This is a genomic window from Jannaschia marina, assembly GCF_013404595.1.
In the GTDB taxonomy this organism is placed as follows: Bacteria; Pseudomonadota; Alphaproteobacteria; order Rhodobacterales; family Rhodobacteraceae; genus Jannaschia; species Jannaschia marina.
In genome coordinates, this window is record NZ_JABVAX010000008.1 from 1 (window position 1) to 20,313 (window position 20,313).

General features: G+C 70.1%; 23 protein-coding genes and 1 riboswitch. Of the genes, 12 read left to right on the plus strand and 11 right to left on the minus strand.

The window, feature by feature from the left end; genetic code table 11:
- The 7 genes from puhA to hemA all read left to right on the plus strand — a co-directional run.
- Positions 1-692: photosynthetic reaction center subunit H (gene puhA / locus HSX43_RS13565; protein ID WP_179380688.1), on the plus strand; the 692-nt coding region annotated here is incomplete at its 5' end.
- Positions 693-738: 46 nt separating this feature from the next.
- Entirely contained in the window at positions 739-1,380 is a 642-nt protein-coding gene (gene puhB, locus HSX43_RS13570) for a photosynthetic complex putative assembly protein PuhB (protein ID WP_179380689.1), read from the plus strand.
- A 5-nt stretch (positions 1,381-1,385) separates the two neighbouring features.
- The gene (gene puhC, locus HSX43_RS13575) at positions 1,386-1,862 is read left to right on the plus strand and encodes a photosynthetic complex assembly protein PuhC (protein WP_179380690.1); all 477 of its coding nucleotides are present in this window, start codon (positions 1,386-1,388) and stop codon (positions 1,860-1,862) included.
- 18 nt (positions 1,863-1,880) lie between these two features.
- A complete protein-coding gene (locus HSX43_RS13580; protein WP_179380691.1) occupies positions 1,881-2,177 on the plus strand; it encodes a hypothetical protein in 297 nt (98 codons plus the stop codon).
- Positions 2,174-3,313, plus strand: coding sequence for a magnesium-protoporphyrin IX monomethyl ester (oxidative) cyclase (acsF, locus tag HSX43_RS13585; protein ID WP_179380692.1), 1,140 nt, complete (start codon positions 2,174-2,176; stop codon positions 3,311-3,313). Before HSX43_RS13580 ends, acsF begins: the two co-directional genes overlap by 4 nt.
- Before the next feature lies 1 nt (position 3,314).
- Positions 3,315-4,121 carry a putative photosynthetic complex assembly protein PuhE gene (gene puhE / locus HSX43_RS13590; protein ID WP_179380693.1) on the plus strand — a complete coding sequence of 269 codons (807 nt, stop codon included), beginning with the start codon at positions 3,315-3,317 and terminating at the stop codon, positions 4,119-4,121.
- Positions 4,118-5,335 (plus strand): 5-aminolevulinate synthase, encoded by a 1,218-nt coding sequence (hemA, locus tag HSX43_RS13595; RefSeq protein ID WP_179380694.1) that lies wholly within the window; start codon positions 4,118-4,120, stop codon positions 5,333-5,335. Before puhE ends, hemA begins: the two co-directional genes overlap by 4 nt.
- A gap of 3 nt (positions 5,336-5,338) precedes the next feature.
- On the opposite strand, the gene thiD is transcribed toward hemA, so the two are convergent.
- Genes thiD through thiM form a run of 3 tightly spaced genes read right to left on the minus strand, consistent with a single transcriptional unit; the run spans position 5,339 to position 7,532 of the window.
- Complete coding sequence (thiD, locus tag HSX43_RS13600) at positions 5,339-6,136, minus strand: bifunctional hydroxymethylpyrimidine kinase/phosphomethylpyrimidine kinase (protein ID WP_179380695.1); 798 nt, start codon at positions 6,134-6,136, stop codon at positions 5,339-5,341.
- Positions 6,133-6,762, minus strand: coding sequence for a thiamine phosphate synthase (gene thiE, locus HSX43_RS13605; RefSeq protein WP_179380696.1), 630 nt, complete (start codon positions 6,760-6,762; stop codon positions 6,133-6,135). The genes thiD and thiE overlap by 4 nt, the downstream gene beginning before the upstream one ends.
- Positions 6,753-7,532 carry a hydroxyethylthiazole kinase gene (thiM, locus tag HSX43_RS13610; RefSeq protein ID WP_179380697.1) on the minus strand — a complete coding sequence of 260 codons (780 nt, stop codon included), beginning with the start codon at positions 7,530-7,532 and terminating at the stop codon, positions 6,753-6,755. The genes thiE and thiM overlap by 10 nt, the downstream gene beginning before the upstream one ends.
- Before the next feature lie 36 nt (positions 7,533-7,568).
- A riboswitch (TPP riboswitch) is annotated at positions 7,569-7,660 on the minus strand.
- A gap of 164 nt (positions 7,661-7,824) precedes the next feature.
- Here thiM and phnD point away from each other — a divergent pair.
- From phnD to HSX43_RS13635, 5 genes are all read left to right on the plus strand, one after another.
- Entirely contained in the window at positions 7,825-8,796 is a 972-nt protein-coding gene (gene phnD, locus HSX43_RS13615; RefSeq protein ID WP_179380698.1) for a phosphate/phosphite/phosphonate ABC transporter substrate-binding protein, read from the plus strand.
- A 67-nt stretch (positions 8,797-8,863) separates the two neighbouring features.
- The gene (gene phnC, locus HSX43_RS13620) at positions 8,864-9,658 is read left to right on the plus strand and encodes a phosphonate ABC transporter ATP-binding protein (RefSeq protein WP_179380699.1); all 795 of its coding nucleotides are present in this window, start codon (positions 8,864-8,866) and stop codon (positions 9,656-9,658) included.
- Complete coding sequence (gene phnE, locus HSX43_RS13625) at positions 9,655-10,476, plus strand: phosphonate ABC transporter, permease protein PhnE (protein ID WP_179380700.1); 822 nt, start codon at positions 9,655-9,657, stop codon at positions 10,474-10,476. The genes phnC and phnE (HSX43_RS13625) overlap by 4 nt, the downstream gene beginning before the upstream one ends.
- The gene (gene phnE, locus HSX43_RS13630; protein WP_179380701.1) at positions 10,476-11,291 is read left to right on the plus strand and encodes a phosphonate ABC transporter, permease protein PhnE; all 816 of its coding nucleotides are present in this window, start codon (positions 10,476-10,478) and stop codon (positions 11,289-11,291) included. The genes phnE (HSX43_RS13625) and phnE (HSX43_RS13630) overlap by 1 nt, the downstream gene beginning before the upstream one ends.
- Positions 11,255-12,175 (plus strand): HAD-IIA family hydrolase, encoded by a 921-nt coding sequence (locus HSX43_RS13635; RefSeq protein WP_179380702.1) that lies wholly within the window; start codon positions 11,255-11,257, stop codon positions 12,173-12,175. Before phnE (HSX43_RS13630) ends, HSX43_RS13635 begins: the two co-directional genes overlap by 37 nt.
- Here HSX43_RS13635 and HSX43_RS13640 read toward each other — a convergent pair.
- The 8 genes from HSX43_RS13640 to HSX43_RS13670 form a co-directional block, all read right to left on the minus strand.
- Positions 12,154-13,632 (minus strand): PhnE/PtxC family ABC transporter permease, encoded by a 1,479-nt coding sequence (locus HSX43_RS13640; RefSeq protein WP_328795385.1) that lies wholly within the window; start codon positions 13,630-13,632, stop codon positions 12,154-12,156. The genes HSX43_RS13635 and HSX43_RS13640 overlap by 22 nt on opposite strands.
- Entirely contained in the window at positions 13,629-14,279 is a 651-nt protein-coding gene (locus HSX43_RS13645; protein WP_179380703.1) for an ATP-binding cassette domain-containing protein, read from the minus strand. The genes HSX43_RS13640 and HSX43_RS13645 overlap by 4 nt, the downstream gene beginning before the upstream one ends.
- A complete protein-coding gene (locus tag HSX43_RS13650; RefSeq protein WP_179380704.1) occupies positions 14,279-15,121 on the minus strand; it encodes a putative selenate ABC transporter substrate-binding protein in 843 nt (280 codons plus the stop codon). Before HSX43_RS13650 ends, HSX43_RS13645 begins: the two co-directional genes overlap by 1 nt.
- A 69-nt stretch (positions 15,122-15,190) precedes the next feature.
- Complete coding sequence (locus HSX43_RS13655; protein WP_179380705.1) at positions 15,191-15,727, minus strand: CBS domain-containing protein; 537 nt, start codon at positions 15,725-15,727, stop codon at positions 15,191-15,193.
- Positions 15,728-15,929: 202 nt separating this feature from the next.
- Complete coding sequence (locus tag HSX43_RS13660) at positions 15,930-16,358, minus strand: MarR family winged helix-turn-helix transcriptional regulator (RefSeq protein ID WP_328795387.1); 429 nt, start codon at positions 16,356-16,358, stop codon at positions 15,930-15,932.
- Positions 16,355-19,552 (minus strand): 4Fe-4S double cluster binding domain-containing protein, encoded by a 3,198-nt coding sequence (locus HSX43_RS19670; protein ID WP_235962659.1) that lies wholly within the window; start codon positions 19,550-19,552, stop codon positions 16,355-16,357. The genes HSX43_RS13660 and HSX43_RS19670 overlap by 4 nt, the downstream gene beginning before the upstream one ends.
- A gap of 31 nt (positions 19,553-19,583) precedes the next feature.
- On the minus strand, positions 19,584-20,012 hold the full coding sequence (locus tag HSX43_RS13665; protein WP_179380707.1) for a type II toxin-antitoxin system VapC family toxin: 429 nt from the start codon (positions 20,010-20,012) through the stop codon (positions 19,584-19,586).
- On the minus strand, positions 20,012-20,272 hold the full coding sequence (locus HSX43_RS13670; RefSeq protein ID WP_179380708.1) for a type II toxin-antitoxin system Phd/YefM family antitoxin: 261 nt from the start codon (positions 20,270-20,272) through the stop codon (positions 20,012-20,014). Before HSX43_RS13670 ends, HSX43_RS13665 begins: the two co-directional genes overlap by 1 nt.
- Positions 20,273-20,313: the final 41 nt, after the last annotated feature.

Consider the following 20,313-nt stretch of genomic DNA (forward strand, 5'->3'; position numbering starts at 1 on the left):
TCGTCTACCTGCAGGTCGAGAACCAGCGCGAGGGCTATCCCCTCGTCGACGACGACGGCAACGAAGCGCCGAGCCCCGGCCTCTTCCCGCTGGCGAAATCCAAGACCTTCCACCTGCGCGACGGCCGCGGCACCGTGACCGTCCCCGAGGAGCAGCGGCCCGACCGCACCGACCTCGCCCTCGCGCGCACCTCGGCCGCCGCCGGCTCCCCCTACGTGCCCACGGGTGACCCGATGACCGACGGCGTCGGCCCGGCCTCCTGGGCCAACCGCAAGGATCACCCCGAGCTCGACGGCCACGGCCACCCCAAGATCAAGCCGCTCGCCGCGCTCGACGGCTTCGAGGTCTCCGCCGGCATCGACCCGCGCGGCAAGGCGGTGGTCGCGGGCGACGGCGAGGTCGTGGGCCGCATCACCGACATCTGGGTCGACGTCCCCGAGCAGCTCGTCCGCTACCTCACGATGGACCTCAACCCCGAGGGCTCGGGCCAGACGCGGCTCATCCCGATGAACTTCGCCCGCGTGAAGCGCGACCGGGTGCAGATCGACTCGCTCTACTCGCACAACATGGCGGGCATCCCGACGACGAAGGCCGGCGATCAGATCACACTCCTCGAGGAGGAGAAGATCATGGCCTGGTTCGGCGGCGGCACGCTCTACGCCACGCCCGCGCGGGCCGAGCCGCAGCTCTGAGCACCCGTCCGGGCCATCCCGGCCCGGACCCATCCCGGAGGACGACATGCATCACGACGATTTCAAGTTCGAACCCGTCCGCGGCCTGCCCGAGGCGCTGCCCGCGGGGGAGCACATCCTCTGGCAGGGGTCGCCCGATCCCCTGCGCCTCGCCCGCGACGCCTGGAAGCTCGACTGGATCCTCGGCTATTTCGCCCTTCTCGCCGTCTGGCGGGTGCTGGCCTCGCTCGCCGATTTCACCCTCGCGCAGGCGCTCGTCCACGCGCTGCCGATGGCCGTCCTCGCCGTCCTGGCCGCCGCGATCGTCACCGCCATGGCCTGGGTGCAGGCGCGCGCCACCGTCTACACCCTGACGAACCGCCGGGTCGCGATGCGCATCGGCGCGGCGCTGACGATGACGCTGAACCTGCCCTACGTCTGCATCACCAACGCGCATCTCGCGCTCCGGCGGTCGGGTCACGGCAACATCGCCTTCGACCTGTCGGGCGACGGCACGCGCATCTCCTACCTGATGTCCTGGCCCCACGTGCGGCCCTGGCGCTTCACCCCCGCGCAGCCCTGCCTACGCGCGATCCCCGACGCGGCCCGCGTCGCGTCGATCTTCGCCCGCGCCGCCGAAACCCGCGTGGCCGAGCCCCGCATCACCCGGATCGAAACCGCCCCCGACGGGGCCATAGCCGCGGAGTGAACGACATGGCCCGCACCGAGACCGCCTCCCTCGCCAACCAGATGAAGCACCGCGACCGCGAGATGGTGCCGCGCTTCCTCGTCGTCGCCATGTTCACCGTCATGGCGGCCTCGGTCGCCCTCGTGGGCTTCGCGCGGCTGACCGACCGCCCGCTCGAAGGCACGCGCGCCCCGGTCGCCATCACCCAGGAACTGACCCTCACGATGCGCGGCGATCGGGCCGCCGGCGTGGGGCTTCATACCGCCGACGGCACCCGCGTCGCCCACTCGGGCGAGCCGCGCAAGGGCTTCATCGGCGTCATTGCCACCTCCATCGATCGCGCGCGCCAGGTGAAGGGCGCGCCCGCCGATGCGCCCATCCGCGTGGTCCGCCGCGCCGACGGGAGCACGGCGATCCTCGACGACGCCTCCGGCTGGTCGATCGTTCTGATCGGCCACGGGAAGGACAACGTCGCCGCCTTCGCCGACCTCTTGGACAGCTGACATCACGGGAGAACGACCATGGGACTGCTGACACGAACCACCGAAACCGCGCCCTGCGAGATCACCATCTCGCACCGCTTCGACGAGCTTTCGGCGCATTGCAAATTCCTCAACGGGGCCGTCGTCCATCCGGGCGACACCGTGGAGGTGGACGGCCCCGAGCTGATGGCCCCCTACGGCCAGGTCGTCTCGGACACGCGCACCGCCACGATCACCCGCGCCTCCGCGCTCGAACGCTTCTGGACGCGCAAGACCGGCGACTTCGAGTTCATGGAGCTCTGCGAGTTCTCCTTCTCCGAGGAGGTGATGTCGTGAACAAGCCGCAACATTCCGCCTTCGCCGCCACCGCCGAAGAGGCCATCGCCGCGCAGGAAGCGGCCGAGCGCGCCGCCGATCTGGCCGGGGGCATGACGAGCGACGAGGCCACGCAGGTCGCGATGCAGAACACGCTCCTGACCCCGCGCTTCTACACCACCGACTTCGACGAGATGGACGCCATCGACGTCACGCCCGTCCGCTCCGACTGGGACAAGCTGATCGACCAGATGAAATCCGACCCGAACAAGGGCCACTTCCGCAAGAACGACGACTGGGACGCCGATTGGGACAACATGGACCCGGCGCTCAAGCGCGAGTTCATCGACTTCCTGATCTCGTCCTGCACGGCCGAGTTCTCGGGCTGCGTCCTCTACAAGGAGATGAAGCGCCGCGGCTCGAACGAGGACATCACCACGCTCTTCCAGCTCATGGCCCGCGACGAGGCCCGGCACGCCGGCTTCATCAACGACACGCTGCGCGAGGCGGGCATCCGCGTGAACCTGGGCTTCCTGACGCAGAAGAAGAAATACACCTACTTCCGCCCGAAGTTCATCTACTACGCGACCTACCTCTCGGAGAAGATCGGCTACGCCCGCTACATCACCATCTTCCGCCACCTGGAGAAGCATCCGGAGCACCGCTTCCACCCGATCTTCCAGTGGTTCCGGGAGTGGTGCAACGACGAGTTCAGCCACGGCGAGGCCTTCGCCCTCCTGCTGAAGACCGACCCGAAGCTGACCTCCGGCGTCAACCGCCTCTGGATCAAGTTCTTCCTCACGGCGGTCTATTCGACGATGTGGGTGCGCGACCATCAGCGCCCCGTCTTCCACGAGGCCCTCGGCGTCGAGCCGACGTGGTACGGGCAGGAGGTCTTCCGCAAGACCTCGGAGATCTCGACGCAGGTCTTCCCCTTCACCCTCGACATCGACCACCCGCGCTGGCAGCCGGGCCTGACCCGCATGGAGGCCGCCTCCCGGCAGGTCGCCGCGGCCAAGGCGCGGGGGGGCCTCGGCGGTCTGCTGTCCCGCGTCGCGGGTATGGCCAAGGCGGCGACGGCCTTCGTCTCGGTCCTGACCATCCCCTCGGTGCCCAACGAGGTGCCCGAGAGCCCGCGGATGGAGCCCGCGTACTGACATGGACGGCTGGCTCACCTCCCCCTGGATCGTGGCGGTTCTGGCCGTCTTCGCCTGGTGGTTCTCCACCGGGGCGATCCTCTGGGTGGTGCGCCGCTCCGACGCGGGCGACCGCATGGCGCACGGCCGCTCGGTCGTACTCGCCGTGCCGCTCCTCGCGCTCGGCATCGCCGGGCTCATCGTCACCGCGGGGGCGCTCACGCCCCTGAACGTCGTCCTCTCCTTCGGCTCCGTCCTCCTCGTCTGGGGCTGGGTGGAGCTTGCCTTCCTCGCCGGTATCCTGACGGGGCCGGAGCGCGCGCCCTGCCCGCCGGGCCTCTCGGGCTGGCCCCGCTTCGTGCGCGCCTGGACGGCCATCTCGCACCACGAGATCGCGCTCCTCCTCGGGCTCTTCGCCGTGCTGATCGTCAGCCACCCGGCCGAGAACCCCTTCGGCCTCTGGGCCTATCTCATCCTCTTCTTCGCGCGCATCTCGGCCAAGCTGAACCTCTTCTTCGGCGTGCCGCGCATCAACACCGAGTTCCTGCCGCGCCCGCTCGCGCACCTGAAATCCTACTTCCGGCAAGGCCCGATCACCGCGGCCTTCCCGGTGGGCGTCACCCTCCTCTCCGCGGCGACGATCTGCTTCGCCGAGCGTTTGATCTCGGTCAACGACCCCGCCGCGCAAGTGGGGTTCTCCCTACTGGCGACTCTGGCCGGACTTGCGACACTCGAACATTGGCTGATGGTGGTGCCCCTGCCGGATGCGAAACTCTGGCGCTGGATGCTGCCCGCGCCCACGACCCATCAGGAAGGGACCGACCCATGACATTCGACGCCATGTTCAACGCACAGCTGCAGGTCCTGAAGGATGAAGGCAACTACCGCTACTTCAAGGAGCTGGAGCGCAAGTGCGGCAAGTTCCCCCGTGCTGCCGACCACACCGAGGATGGCTCCACTCGCGACGTGACGGTCTGGTGTTCCAACGACTATCTCGGCATGGGCCAGCATCCCAAGGTCGTCGAGGCCATGTGCGAGGCCGTGCGCCGCACCGGCACGGGCGCGGGCGGCACGCGCAACATCTCGGGCACCAACCACGACCACCTTCTGCTGGAGGCCGAGTTGGCCGACCTGCACGGCAAGGAGGCCGCGCTGCTGTTCACCTCCGGCTACGTGTCGAACTGGGCCGCGCTCTCCACCCTCGGCTCCCGCCTGCCCGACTGCGTGATCCTGTCGGACGCGGGCAACCACGCCTCGATGATCGAGGGCATCCGCCACTCGAAGGCCCGCAAGGTCATCTGGAAGCACAACGACGTCGCCGACCTCGAAGCCAAGCTCGCCGCGCTGCCGTCGAACGTGCCCAAGATCGTCGCCTTCGAGAGCGTCTATTCCATGGACGGCGACATCTGCCCCATGCGCGAGATCGTGGAGGTCGCCGAGAAATACGGGGCCATGACCTACCTCGACGAGGTCCATGCCGTCGGCCTCTACGGTGCGCGCGGCGGCGGCGTCTCCGAGCAGGAGGGCCTCGCCGACCGCATCACGCTCATCGAGGGCACACTCGGCAAGGCCTACGGCGTCGTCGGCGGCTACATCACCGGATCGGCCGCGCTCTGCGACTTCATCCGCAGCTTCGCGTCGGGCTTCATCTTCACCACGGCCCTGCCGCCCGCCGTGGCCGCCGCCGCCCGCACCTCGATCCGGCACCTGAAGGAGAGCGAAACGGAGCGGCAGCAGCAGCGCCGGCAGGTCGCCCGCCTGCGCGCCCTCCTCGACCGGGAGGGCATCCCGCACATGGCGAACGAGAGCCACATCGTCCCGGTGATGATCAAGGATCCGGTCAAGACCCGGATGCTCGCCGACTACCTGATGGACGAATGGGGCATCTACGTGCAGCCCATCAACTACCCCACCGTCCCGAAGGGCACCGAGCGGCTGCGCTTCACGCCCTCGCCGCTCCATTCCGACGCCGACATCGACCACCTGGTCAGCGCGCTGAGCCACCTCTGGCGGCAATGCGCCCTCGCCCACGCAGTCGCCTGACCGTCAGGGCCAGAGCGTCACGAAGTGATGCACCGGCCCGTGTCCCGACCCGACGGTCAGGGTATCGGCCCCGGCAATCGCGTCGCCGATGAAGGCCTTGGCCCGATGGACGGCGGCGGCGGGCGGCATCCCCTGCCCCAGCCGCGCCGCCAGCGCCGAGGACAGGCTGCACCCCGTCCCATGCGTGTTCTTCGTCGCGATCCGGGGCGCTCCGAACCACTCGGCCCCGCCCTCGGAGACGAGGCAATCGGCGCTCTCCGCCCCCGACCCGTGACCGCCCTTCACCAGCACATGCGCCGCACCCCGCGCCCGCAGCGCCGCGCCCTGCGCCGCCATCGCCGCGCGCGTCTCGGCCACATCCTCGCCCAGCAGCGCCGCCGCCTCCGGCAGGTTCGGCGTCAGCACCGTCGCCAGCGGCAGGAGCCGGTCGCGCAGCACCGCCACCGCGTCCTCCTCCAGCAGCGCCGCGCCGCCCTTGGCGATCATCACCGGGTCCACGACGATCGGCATCTCCCGCCCTTCGAGGGCATCCGCGACCACCTCCGCGATCTCCGCATCGAGGATCATGCCGACCTTCACCGCATCGACCCGCACGTCGTCGAGGACCGCGCGGATCTGCGCGGCGACGAATGCGGGCGGCACGCGATGCACGCCGCTCACCCCCCGGGTGTTCTGCGCGGTGAGCGCGGTCAGCGCCGCCATGCCGTAGGCCCCGTTCGCCGCGATGGCCTTCAGGTCCGCCTGGATGCCCGCGCCGCCCGACGGGTCGGAGCCGGCGATGGAAAGGATGTTCGCGATCATGTGTCGTCTCCTTCGAAAAACGCGCGCGCCGCCGCGCCCGGGTCGTCCCGCCCGCAGATGGCCGAGACCACGGCCAGCCCGTCGGCCCCTGCCCCCCGCACCGGACCCACGTGATCGGACCCGAGCCCGCCGATGGCGACGCAGGGCACCTCGGCTGCCGCCACCATGGCGGCCAGCCCGTCGAAACCTATGGGCGTCTTGTGGTCGCCCTTGGTCGCCGTCGCGAAGACCGGCCCGAGCCCGAGGTAGTCGACCCCCGTCCCCCGCGCCGCGCGCACCAGGTCGACGCTCTCGCAGGACAGCCCGAGGATCTTGCCCGCCCCGAGCCGTCCCCGCGCCTCGGCCACGCTGCCGTCACCCTGCCCGATATGCGCGCCGTCGGCCCCGGCGGCCACCGCCGCCTCGATGTCGTCGTTCACCACCACCGGCACCCCCGTCCCGGCCAGCGCCGCCATCACGGCCCGCGTCTGTGCCACCAGTGCCGCCGTCCCGCCCGTCTTGTCGCGCAGCTGCACCATGGTCACGCCGCCCGCGACCGCCGCCTGCACCGTCTCGACCAGACGCGCACCGCAGAGGACGGGGTCCGTCACCAGATAGAGCCGCAGATGATCGCGCCTCAGCTCCATGTCACCCGCCCCTCCAGCGCGCCCGGCTCCACCGCCGCCAGCGCATCGAGGAAGGCCACCTGGAAGCTCCCCGGCCCCGTCGCCACCGCCCCGGCCCGCGCCCCCGCCTCGGCAAAGAGCGCCAACGCCGCGACCGCGCCCTCGAGCGGCGGGACCACCGCGACGAAGGCCCCGGTCAGCGCCGTCAGCGAACAGCCGAGCGCCGTGACCTTCGGCATCACCGCGTCGCCTCCGTCGATCCAGGCCGCCCGCGTCCCGTCGGTCACGTAATCCCGCGCGCCCGTCACGGCGACGACGCAACCGGCCTCCGTGGCCAGCCGCCCGGCCGCCGCCACCGCGCCTTCCACCGCGTCGCCGCTGTCGGCCCCCTTGCCCGATCCGGCCTCCCCGGCGAGCGCCAGGATCTCCGAGGCGTTCCCGCGCACCACCGCCGGTTTCAGCGCAAGGAGGTCGCGCGCCGCCTGCATCCGCCAGGACGTGATGAAGAGCGCCACCGGGTCCAGCACCCAGGGCGTGCCCGACGCCCCCGCCGCCCGCGCCGCCGCCAGCATCGCGGCGAGCGATCCGGCCGAGAGCGTGCCGATGTTGACCGTGAGCGCCCCCGACATCGGCGCGAAGGTCTCCACCTCCTCGACCGCCTGCACCATCGCGGGCGAGGCCCCCGCGGCCAGCAGAACGTTCGCCGCGATGGCCTTCGCCACGTCGTTCGTCATGCAATGCACCAGCGGCGCGGCGCGGCGCATCTCGGCAAGGGCGTGATCGGCTGTCATCGTCTCTCCTCCGCCGGGACGAGAGACACCGGGCCGCCGGGGCCACGCGCGCCTCCCTCCGCCGGCATGATCCGGGTCAGGTTCGAAGGGTGCATCTCAGCCCGCGCGGGGCGCCCCTGGCTTAGCTGCCACGCAACCGCTCGACGCGCGGAAAGTCAACCGGGTGCGACCATCGGGCCGGCTGTCACAAAACTTGAACCGAACCGTCACATTGGTGTTATCGTCCCCCTGCAAGCGCGCGGCAGGACACCGGGGAGGCGTCGCGCCGCCCGCAAACAGGGAGAGTTCCACAATGACCAAGACCGATCTTCTCGGCGCCGTCGCCGCCACCGCGCTGGCCTTCGCCGCCCTGCCCGCCCTCGCGCAGGACTGCGAACGCGGCACCCTCGACGACCGTTTCTGCGACACCGACGGCGACATGCTGGCCGACGTGCCCGCCGACGCCGCCGATCAGGTCGATCCCGACACGCTGATCTTTGCTTACACGCCCGTCGAGGATCCGGCCGTCTACGAAACCGCCTGGTCCGACTTCCTGATCCACCTGTCGGAAGCCACGGGCAAGGACGTCGTCTTCTTCCCGGTCCAGAACAACGCCGCCCAGATCGAGGCGATGCGCTCGGGCCGCCTGCACATCGCGGGCTTCAACACCGGCTCGAACCCGCTGGCCGTCAACTGCGCGGGCTTCCGCCCCTTCACCATCATGGCGGGCGAGGACGGCTCCTTCGGCTACGAGATGGAGATCATCACGAACCCCGAAGCCGGCATCGACGCCGTCGAGGACATCAAGGGCGGCACGCTCGCCTTCACCTCCGAGACCTCGAACTCGGGCTTCAAGGCCCCCTCGGCCATCCTCAAGGCCGATTTCGGCATGGAAGCCGGTGCCGACTTCGAGCCGGTCTTCTCGGGCAAGCACGACAACTCGATCCTGGGCGTGGCCAACGGCGACTACCCGGCGGCCGCCATCGCCAACTCGGTGCTCGCCCGCATGATCGAGCGCGAGGTCGTGACCGAGGACCAGATCAAGACGATCTACACCTCGCAGACCTTCCCGACCACGGGCTACGGCACCGTCAACACCCTCACCCCCGAGCTGCAGGAGAGCATCCGCGAGGCGTTCTTCAGCTTCGACTGGGAGGGCACCTCGCTCGAGGAGGAATTCTCCAAGAACGGCGAGGCCCAGTTCATCGAGATGGACTACGCCGGCTACTGGGACGTGATCCGCAAGATCGACAGCGCCAACGGCGTCTCCTACACCTGCCAGTAGGCATCAGCGACAGACCCGCGTGCGGCGGTCCCACCCGGGGCCGCCGCGTGCCTTGAAAGGAGACCCGATGCTGCGGCTCGACAGGCTCGTGAAGACCTACAAGACCGGCGACCAGGCCCTGAAGGCCGTGGAGCTCGACATCCCGAGCGGCCAGGTCACCGCCCTCATCGGCCCCTCGGGCGCGGGCAAGTCCACCCTCATCCGCTGCATCAACCGGCTGGTGGAGCCGACCTCGGGCAAGGTCTGGCTGGGCGACACCGAGCTCACCGCCCTCGGCGCCGGCGCGCTGCGCCGCGAGCGCCGCCGCATGGGCATGATCTTCCAGGAATACGCCCTCGTCGAGCGCCTGACCGTGATGGAGAACGTCCTGTCGGGCCGCTTGGGCTACGTCGGCTTCTGGCGCTCCCTCACCCGCCGCTTCCCGCAGGCGGACGTGGACGAGGCCTTCCGCCTCCTCGACCGCGTGGGCCTCCTGCACATGGCCGACAAGCGCGCCGACGAGCTCTCGGGCGGTCAACGTCAACGGGTCGGCATCTGCCGCGCGCTCATCCAGGATCCGGCCGTCCTCCTCGTCGACGAGCCCACGGCCTCCCTCGACCCCAAGACCTCGCGCCAGATCATGCGCCTCATCTGCGAGCTCTGCGCCGAGCGCGGCCTCGCCGCGATCATCAACATCCACGACGTCGCCCTCGCCCAGATGTTCGTCGCCCGCGTCATCGGCCTGCGCTTCGGCGAGGTCGTCTACGACGGCAGCCCCGACGGCCTCACCCCCGACAAGCTGACCGAGATCTACGGCGAGGAAGACTGGGAAGCGACCATCGAGAAGGTCGAGGACGAGGACGACGCAGAGGCCGTCGCGTGACCGCCACCGACACCGAGCTCTCCGCCCTCCTCGGCACGCGCTGGCGGCGGCCGCCGCTCATCCGCCGGGCGTGGCTGCGCTGGACGCTGGGCATCGGCTTCCTCGTCTATCTCGTGCTCGCGGTGGCCTCGGTCGAGGTGAACTGGGCCCGCGTCTACGAAGGTCTCGACCGCGGCTGGGCCTTCGTACTGGCCTTCACCTCGCCCGATTTCACCTCCCGCTCCGGCGCCATCTGGGACGGGATGGTCGAGAGCATCGTCATCACCGTCGCCTCCTCCGTCGTCGGCATCCTCATCTCCATCCCGATCGCCCTCGGCGCCGCGCGCAACATCGCGCCGCTCCCGGTCTACATGGTCTGCCGCGGCATCATCGCCGTCTCCCGCGCCCTGCAGGAGATCATCGTGGCGATCCTACTCGTCGCGATCTTCGGCTTCGGCCCGCTCGCGGGCTTCCTCACCCTCTCCTTCGCGACCATCGGCTTCCTGTCGAAACTGCTGGCCGAGGACATCGAGGCCATGAGCCGCAGCCAGGCCGAGGCCGTGCGCGCCACCGGCTCGCGCTGGTCGCAATGGATCAACTACGGGGTGCAGCCGCAGGTCATGCCCCGCCTCATCGGCCTGTCGATCTACCGCATCGACATCAACTTCCGCGAAAGCGCGATCCTCGGCCTCGTCGGCGCGGGCGGCATCGGCGCGACGCTCAACACCGCCTTCGACCGCTACGAATACGACACCGCCGCCGCGATCCTGATCCTCATCATCGGGATCGTGATGGCCCTCGAATACATCAGCGGCATCGTCCGCGCGAAGGTGCAATAATGCCCGTGCTAGAGACCGACACCGGCCCAGTCTGGCGCCGCCGCACCCGCAATCAGACGCTCGTCCGCTGGTTCGGCTGGCTCCTCGGCGTCGCCGTCTTCCTCTACTGCTGGCAGCAGATCTCGGACGCGACCACGTGGTTCTTCGTCTGGGACGCGCCCGAGATCGCGGGCGACATCCTCGGCCGCGCCACCCCGCCGCGCTGGTCCTATATCAACAATCTCTGGTGGCCCATCTGGGACACGCTCAACATCGCCACCCTCGGCACCATCGCGGCCCTCGTCATGGCGGTGCCCGTGGCCTTTCTCGCCGCGCGCAACACCACCCCCTCGGCCTACATCGTGCGGCCCATCGCGCTCCTCATCATCGTCTCGACCCGCTCGATCAACTCGCTCATCTGGGCGCTTCTGCTGATCGCGATCATCGGGCCGGGGGTCTTCGCCGGCATCGTCGCCATCGCGATCCGCTCCATCGGCTTCTGCGCCAAGCTGCTCTACGAGGCCATCGAGGAGATCAACCAGACCCAGGTCGAGGCGATCACCGCCACCGGTGCCTCCCGCTGGCAGGTCATGGCCTGGGGGATCGTGCCACAGATCGCACCCGCCTTCGCCGGCATCGCCGTCTTCCGCTGGGACATCAACATCCGCGAATCCACCGTCCTCGGCCTCGTCGGCGCGGGCGGCATCGGGTTGCAGCTTCAGGGCTCGCTCAACACCCTCGCCTGGCCGCAGGTCTCGCTGATCCTTCTGGTGATCCTCGCCGCCGTCGTCGTCTCCGAATGGGTCTCGGCCAAGGTCCGGGGCGCGATCATTTGAGCGCCTCCCCCGCCGGTCCCATCTTCGACGCCTACCACGCCGTCCGCGCCCGCCTGCCCCGCCCCACCGCCGGCGGGGCCTGCACGCCCGTCGACACGCTGGCCGACATCGCGGATCGCTTCGACACCTTCCTCCTCGATGCCTTCGGCGTTCTGAACGTGGGCGAGACGCCCATCCCCGGCGCACGCGACCGCGTCCACGCCCTGCGCGACGCGGGCAAGCGCGTCCTGATCGTCTCGAACGCGGCCGGGCTGCCCCACGCGGCGCTCATGGAGAAATATGACGGCATGGGCATGGGCTTCGCCCCCGAGGACGTCATCACCAGCCGCATGGCCCTCACGAACGCCCTCGCCGATGCGCCCCCCACCCGCTGGGCGGCCATGGCGACGAGCGGCGCGGGCCTCGAAGACCTCGCGCCGACCCTCCTGCGCGACGATCCCGCCGCCTACGACGCGGCCGAGGGGTTCCTCCTGATCGGCTCCGCCGACTGGACGGACGCGCGGCAGGCCCTCCTCGAAGCCTCGCTCCGCGCTCATCCGCGCCCCGTCCACGTCGGCAATCCCGACATCGCCGCCCCGCGCGAGGACGCGCCCTCGCGCGAGCCCGGTCATTGGGCGCACCGCCTCGCCGACGCCACCGGCGTCGCCCCCGTCTTCCACGGCAAGCCCTTCGCCGGCATCTACGACCTTGCCTTCGCCCGCTCGGGCGACGCGGGGCGCACCGTCATGGTCGGCGACAGCCTGCACACCGACATCCTCGGCGCGCAGGTCGCGGGCGTGGCCTCGGCGCTCATCACATCGCACGGCATCCTGCGCGACCACGACGTCGCCGCCGGTATCGCCCTCTCGGGCATCCGCCCCGACTACGTCGTCCGCACCACCTGACCGCGCGTCCCCTCGATCCGCAGGCCCGCCCCCGCGCCCATCGCCGCCCGCAGGCGGCGCGAGAGCGCGTCGATGCCGAGCGTGATCCCGATCGTCACCAGAAGCAGCATCAGCACCCGGTCGAGCCGCAACTCCTGCACGTTCGTCTGGATCCAGAAGCCCAGCGTCGCCACGCCCAAGAGGCCGACGATCGCGCTCTCCCGCACGATGATTTCCCAGCGATAGAGACAGAGCGCGACGAAATTGCCCGACAGCCGCGGCATCAGATCCCACCCCGCGAGCGTCAGCCCCCGTGGCGCATCCGCCCGGAGCCGCAGCCCCTCCGCCTGCCGCCCCATGAGATGCGCGATGATCGCCCCGTTGTGCAGCGCCAGCGCCAGCACAGCGGGCAGGAGCGACGGCCCGAGGATCTGCAGGAAGACGAAGGCCAGCATGTATTCCGGCAGGCTCCGCACGACGACAAGCACCCCATGCCCCAGCACCGCACCCCACCGGCCCACCACCCGCGGCACGATCAGCGGAAAGGCGACGGCGGCCAGCACCGCCGCCCCCCCGAGCGCCAGTTGCGACACGATCAGCGTCTGCGCCGTGCCCGGCGTCGCCTGCTCCGCGAAGACGCGGCCGAGCCACGGCCCCCACTCCGCCCCCGTCCGCAGCGGGGCCGGCACCACGTCCCGCAGGAACCGCAGAAGCGCGCCGTCGCCCATCGGCGGGTGACTGACCCACGACAGCGCCACCACCGACACCGCCAGGTAGGCGGGGGCCAGCCGCCAGATCATCCACCGCCGCATCGGCAGGATCAGCGCGAGGAAGACCAGCAGGCACGCCGCCGCCGCCCCGTACTCCGCCTGCCGGAAGTAGGTCTCCAGCTGAAACCCGAGCGTCGGCAGGCCCACGAAGCCCAGCACCGCCGACGACCGCAGCCCGCATTCCAGCCGGTAGAGCGTATAGGTCCGCATCTGCGGCAGACACCCCGGCAGCCGCGCCCACAGGAGCGCCGCGACCCCGCCCACCCCCGGCGGCAGCGGGTCGCGCGCCTCCTCCATGTATTCCGCGAAGACCTTGGCGAAGATCCCCGCATAGGGCAGCCCGATGGCCAGAACCCCGGTCAGTGGCGACAGCCCGGTGACGTTGAGCAGCAGAAGCGCCCAGAAAAGCTCGTGCACCGCCCGCACCGACACGCAGAGCCAGCGCACGGGAGCCAGGCGATAGAACGGCGCGAGCAGCAGGCCGAAGACCGCCCCGAAGGCCACGCCGCAGAAGGCGAAGGCCAGCGTCAGCCCCGTCGCCCGCGCGAGACCGCCCAGATCGGAGAAATCCGGCGCGATCACGCCCCGCCCGATCGCCGTCAGCGTGGCCCAAGGGTCGGGCCGCGCCGCGCCGAGATCCGCCACCAGGAATGCGGCCAGCGTGACGAGGAGGAAGCCTAGCCCGACGTCCCGCCGCCGGAGCCTCACGCGTAAAGCTCCATCAGCCGCGCCACGTCGAGCCCCGCGACCGGCGCATCGAGCGCCACGGTCCCGCCCTTCAGGCCCACGACGCGCGACGCCACCCGCCGCGCCTGCCCCACGTCATGGAGGACCATCACGGAAGTCTCGAATTGCCCGATTAGGGACTGCAACAGCGCATCGCCCTGCGCCGGATCGAGGCTCGACACCGGCTCATCGGCAAAGACCACCGCGCCCCCGCGCAGCATCGCCCGCGCCAGCGCCACGCGCTGCCTCTGCCCGCCCGAGAGCGCGCCGACCGACCGCCGCTGCAATCCGTCGAGGCCCACGCGCGCCAGCACCGCCTCCACCTCCGCCCGCTCTGCGGCCGATGGCCGGACCAGCGTGCGCAGGTTCCGCGCGGTGCCATGGTCGGTGAGCCGACCCATCCAGACGTTGTGAAACACGCTCAGCGCATCGACGAGCCCGTGGTCCTGCGCCACCTCGGCCACGCGCCCCGCCGCCCGTTCGCGCAGCGCGCGCAGAAGCGTCGACTTCCCCGCCCCGCTGCGCCCCATCAGCGCCACGCAGTCCCCCGCGCGCACCGTCAGCGTCACGTCGCGCAGGACGGCCTCCGCGCCCCAGCCCAGCGTCTCGGACCGGAGCGCGATCTCCATCAGTCGATGATGTCGAGGGCGCGCGCCGTGTCCTCGATCGGCTGGTAGAGGTCGTTCGTCGCCGGAATGAAGGCCGCGCGCGGGAAACTGGCCAGCAGCTCCGCGTCATCCATGCCCACGAGCGCCGCCTGCACCTTCTCGGTAAAGCCCGCGCCGAAGCGCGCATCCGCGTCGCCCCGGATCGTCCAGTTGTAGTCCGGGTAGGGCGGCGTCTGCCAGATGACCTTCGCCGTCTCCGCCTCCGGCGCGCCGGCCTCCGCGGCCTTGTCGTAGACGGTGTAGTTCATCGCGCCCACCTCGTAGGCCCCCGAGGCCACGAGGCGCAGCGTCTGCCCGTGGTCGCCCGAATAGCCCACCTCCGAGAAGAGCGCCTCCGGAGCCTGCCCCGTCTCCTCGCGCAGCCAGAACTCGGGCATGAGCCGCCCGGACGTCGAGGTCTGCGCGCCGAAGGTAAAGCTGCGACCGGCGATGTCGGGGAAGTCCTCCGACCGCTCGATCCCGGTTTCGGTGTTCGCGATGAAATAGGTCACGAAGGTCTCGTCCTCCGACCCCTGCGCCAGCGCCTGCGACCCGGGCACGGCGATCCGCGCCTGCACGCCCGAAAGCCCGCCGAACCAGCCCAGCTGGATCTGGTCGTTGCGGAAGGCGGTGACGGCGGCGGCATAGCTCTTGACGGGCACGTATTCGACATCCACGCCCAGTTCCGCCTCGAGGTAGTCGGCCACCTTGGAGAACCGCTCCACCAGCTTCGTCTCGTCGTCGTCGGGAATGGCCGAGAAATAGAGCGTCTCGGCCCCCGCCGGCGCGGCGAGGAAGATCAGGAGAAGGGCGGGTTTCAGCATGGCGCGGGCCTCGGTGTCAGGGGTCGCCCCCCTAGACCGCGCCCGCGCCCGAAAGGCAAGCCGCCCGCGTCAGATCACCGACAGGACCACGATCATCGCCAGCGCATAGATCACGATCGCCCCGCCGATGAGCAGGTAATGGAAGTTGCCCATCGCCTGGGCCTTCACGATCGACTTCATCTGCCCCATGAGGTCGGGCCAGGTGTAGCTGACGAAATCGCCCTGGGTGAAGACGGCCTTGATCCGCCCCTCGCTGTCCACGACCGGCAGGCGGCGGAAGCGCTCGTTCGACATCATCCGCAGCCATTCGAGCATGTCGTCCGTCTCCGTTGCCACGCGCGGATCGGCCGTCATGATGTCCGAGAGCTTCGTCGTCTTCGCGTCCAGCCCCTTGGCCACCAGCTTGTTCATCACGTCGCGTTCGGTCACGACGCCCAGCACCTTGTCGTCGCCGTCGGTCACGATCACGCAGCCGTAGTTCTTGTCCGACATGGCCGCGACGGCCTCTGACACCATCTGGTCCGGCGGGCCGGTCAGGGGCTTGGTCTTGGTCTTGTACTCGGCCCGGTCCATCAGGCGGTTGCCGGCGCGGTCTGTCTCGGCCATCTGCGGTCTCCTTCGTCTGATGAGGTTGACCTAGGGTCCGGTGCGGCAAAGTCACGCGCACCCGGGCTCCGCCAGCGTCACAGTCGAACCCCACCGTCATCACCGGGCAGACGGGACACGTCATCATCGGGGCGAAGGGGCGCGTCATCATCGGGCTCGACCCGATGATCTCCCGCCGATGTCCCCACCGCGCCCCTCGGCCCTACCCTTCGGCCAGCCGCGCAAGGCACCGGCGCAGCACCGCGACCTCCTCGGCACTGAACCCTTCCGCAAGCTGCGCATCGTAGGCCCGCGCCGCCGCCGACAACTCGTCATAGGCCCCCTGCCCCGCCGACGTCAGCCGCAGATGCTCGCGCCGCCGGTCCCGCGCGCTCGGGGCCCGCGCGAGGAACCGCTTCGCCTCCAGCGCGGCGACGGCGCGGCTCACCTTCGTCTTGTGCAGGCCCGCGCGGTCGCAGATGTCGCGCGCCGTCATCGCGCCGTAGCGGCCAAGGTGGAACAGCACGCGCCATTCCGTCCGCAGCATCCCGTAGCGCTCGCGATACTGCCGCTGGAACGCGAGGCTCGTCGCCTCCGCCGCCCGGTTGAGCGCGTAGGGCAGGAAATCGGCCAGGTCGAAGTCGCCGCTCACAGGTCGATCTCCACGACCCCGCCCGCCTCCGCCGCCCGGCTCTGGCAGAGGATGAGCGCCGTCTCCCGCTGCGCCCGCGACAGCACGAAATCCCGGTGTTCCACCGCGCCCGAGACGAGCCCGCACTTGCACACCCCGCAGATCCCGTCGGTGCATTTCACGTCTACCTGCACGCCCGCGCGGGCAAGGGCATCCGTCGCGCTCTCCTCCGCCCCGACGGCCACTTCCCGCCCCGAGCGCGCGAGGCGCAGGGTGAAGGCGTGGTTCTCGTAGTCCGGCACCTCGGGGACGGAGAAATACTCGAGGTGCCGCGCCGCCTCCGGCACGCCCGCCGCCTCCGCCGCCTCCATCACCGCCCCCATGTAACGGTCCGCCCCGCAGGTATAGACATGGGCGTTCTCGGGCAGCGCAGCCATCACCGCCCCAAGATCCGCCCGCGTCCCCTCGTCGGTCACATGGAGCGTCACGCGCCCGGCCCAGGGCACCGCGGCGAGCTCCGGCAGGAAGCCCATCGTCGCCCGCGAGCGCCCGGAGTAATGCAGCGCGAAGGACGCCCCCGCCCGGTGCAGCTCATGGGCCATGGCGATCATCGGCGTGATCCCGATGCCGCCCCCCATCAAAAGGCTGTGCGGCGCGGCGTGGAGCGGGAAATGGTTGATCGGATGCGACACGAAGACCCGCCGCCCCGGCGTGAAGATCCGGTGCATCAGCGCCGAGCCGCCCCGCCCCGCGTCCTCCCGCAGCACGCCGATGCGATAGCGCGACCGGTCTCCCGGATCGCCCCACATCGAGTATTGCCGCAGGTATTCGGGCGCGACCACCACGTCCAGATGCGCCCCCGCCCGCCACTCCGGCAGGTCCGCGCCGTCCGGCGACACGAGGTCGTAGGCCACGATCCCCTCGGCCACCGTCTCGGCCCGGTCCACGACGAGCTGCATCACCGGCGCGTCCCCGTCGGCGGTATAGACATGATCCGTCGGCATCTCTCCCCGCGCCAGCCGGCGCTTGTACTCCGCCGCCGAAATCAGGTTCTGATACGCCGAAATCCCCGCCTCCCGGTCCATCGGGGCCGGATAGGGCCAGGGATGCGGGGCCAGCGGCGCGGGGTAGACGGCCAGCGTCTGATCCTCGTAGCGCACATCGAGGTCGCGCTGCAGATCGCGCGCGTTCACCGGGGCGCGCGTCGGGCGATAGGCCTCGTCCTCCTCGATCTCCAGGTCCCACCACCACTTCTTCACCGGGTTCAGCCCGCCGTTGCCCACCGCATCGTCGAGCCGCGCCAGCACCGGCGCCGCCGCGGGCACCTTCATCGCCGCCCAGCGGAAGGGCGCCTCGGCGAAGAGCCCCTCCAGGTTCCACGGGCACGTCTTCATGCAGCGCCCGCACATCGCGCCCCCCTCCGTCCCGATCCGGTAGGAGGCGCATTTCTGGCTGTCGGACTTCCAGATCTCGTAGCCGTTGAACATCAGCTTCGGTCCGGCGGTGATCGCGCCCGACGGACATTCCCGCGCGCATTTGTTGCAGCTCTCGCAAAAACGCTGCAGCCCGAAGTCGATCGGCTTGTCATGGGCCATCGGCAGATCGGTGGTGACGACCCCCGATTTCAGCCGCGGCCCGAGGAACGGGTTCAGGATCACCTCGCCGATCCGGCTCACCTCGCCCAGCCCCGACAGGAGCAGGAGCGGCGGCTGCAACACCTCCCCGTCCATCACCGTATGCGCCTTGGCCGAATAGCCGAGCCGCCGGATCTGCGCCGCGATCACGCCCCCCAGCAGCGAGAACCGCAGGTAGGCCCGCATCGACTGCGCCACGCTGATCCAGTCGTCGCCCGAGGCCCCCTCCATCGTCTCGTAGCCCTGGTCCACGATCATGGAGATCGCCTGATCGTGCGGCGGGTCGATCGGGTCGCCCCGCGCGTCGTGGCTGTACCACGCCCACTCCGGGCAGCGGCTGATCCCAACCGCGTCGATCCCGAGCCAATAGGACGTCGCCTTGATCAGCTCCGCCGACATTTCAGGCTCTATTTGCCGCGTTAGAGCCGCTTTTTCCCCATCCTGCAGCAGCACGAAGGCCCCGAGCGCCCTCCGCTGCGCCATCGAGGGGGCGGCCTTGCGCACGTAATGCCCGCCCTTTGCCTGATCCTGCAGCGCCTTGCCCATGTCGCCGAACTGCGCCCGCGCAAAGAGGTCCGCGCGCTTGGGCACCCGCGGCACGCGCGGCTCGTCGATATAGGTCGTGGGCCGCTCCACCCGTGTCAGCGTCTCGAACGGATGCGCCCCGTCCACGAAGCGCCGCCCGGCATAGGGCACCGCGTTGCCCGCCGATTTCACCGTCCCGCGGCCCAGCTTCCACGACAGCCCGTAGATGCCCTTCGGCTGCTCCTCGGCCAGCGGCGCGTCTTCGGCCAGCGCCAGTGTCGTCGTCACCGCCGCCAACCCGAAGCGCCGGCCCACGTAGGGATGCGTCAGCCCCCCCTGCCCCACCGTCGCCACGCTCGCCGCCACGGCCAGCCGGTTCAGGTCCACGTCCGAGGCCGAAAGGCTGTGCCCCTTCGCGTCGAACCCCAGGAGGCGGATGTAGTTCGACAGGACCGCCGCCGTCTCCGCCGCCAGCAACCCCGCGCGATGGGCCTGCGCCTCCTCGATCCAGTCGCAGCCCACCTCCCCCGGCTCGGGCGCGCGCGGGTTTTCGTACATCAGGACGATGGCATGTCGGTGCCCGGCCACCGACGTGGGCGGGGCCAGCGCCGAATCCCGCAGATCCGCCATGATCGTGTCTATTCCCGACGCCAGTGTCTTCGTCTGCCGCGTCGCGAGGTCTTCGGCCAGCCGCGCCACATCGGGGTTCACCACCGGTTCGGACAGAAGCGCCGCCTCCGGCATCGGCCCGATCCCGACGACGGCCGCGTCGCAGAAATAGCCGAACCCCTTCAGATGCCGCGCCCGTTCCTCCGGATCGTCGGGGATTTCCGAGCGGACGCCGTTCACCAGCCCGTCTCGGATCGCATCGAGCATCGCCTGATGCTCCCGCATGGCGTTGACGATGCTGAGCGGGTCGTCGGGCCGCGCGAAGCTGAGCGGCTCCATCGCCGGCACCCTGCCAAGGTCCGGCATCGGCCCGCGCATCAGGCGCTCAACCGGATAGGGGCCGAGGTGCGGCGGGCGGTCCTTGGTCGAGAAGAGACGGGATGTCATGACCGAACCGTGACGCCCCGCCGGGCGGAGTTCAAGCGCGCCCCGGCGTCCCCTGCCCCATCGGGTCGAAGACGGCGACGCCCGTCGGCTCGAAATGCCGGATGTTGCGCGTCACCACGGTCAACCCGTGGACCTGCGCGATGGCGGCGATCATGAGGTCGTTCTCATTGTGACCGATCCGCGCGGCCATCTGCCCCCAGACCGTCGCCGCCCGCGCATCCAGCGGCAGGATACGGTCCCGGAACTCGACCCGCCGCAGCCGATCGGCCCAATCCCGCAAATCCGCCGCGAACCGCGGATCGCGGCGCTGCGCCCGGTGAATCCCGGTCTCGATCTCGGCAAGACTGACGACCGAGACGAACATCGTCTCCGGCGCGCGGGCTGCGGCCCACTCGGCCACCTCGGGGAAGCGCCGGCGACGGCGCAGAAGAGAAAGTGTATCCGTATCAAGAAGATACATCAGAACTCGACGTCACGCGGCCGCACGTTGCCCAGCCGGTCCCAGTCGAAATCCGGCTCGTCGTCGCGGGCTTGCGGCATGTCCGCCATCAGCGCGCCGAAGGTCGCCGGCTCGCGCAGTCGGCTGAGCGCGGCCCATTCCTCTTCCGAGACGACGACGACCGCCGGTTGCCCCCGTTTCGTGACATGCTGAGGCTCACCCGTCATCGCCGCCTCGACCACGGCACTGAACTTCGCCTTCGCGTCCTGGACCGTCCACATGGCACCCTCCTGACTATCTGACCAGTCATATAGTCAAACAC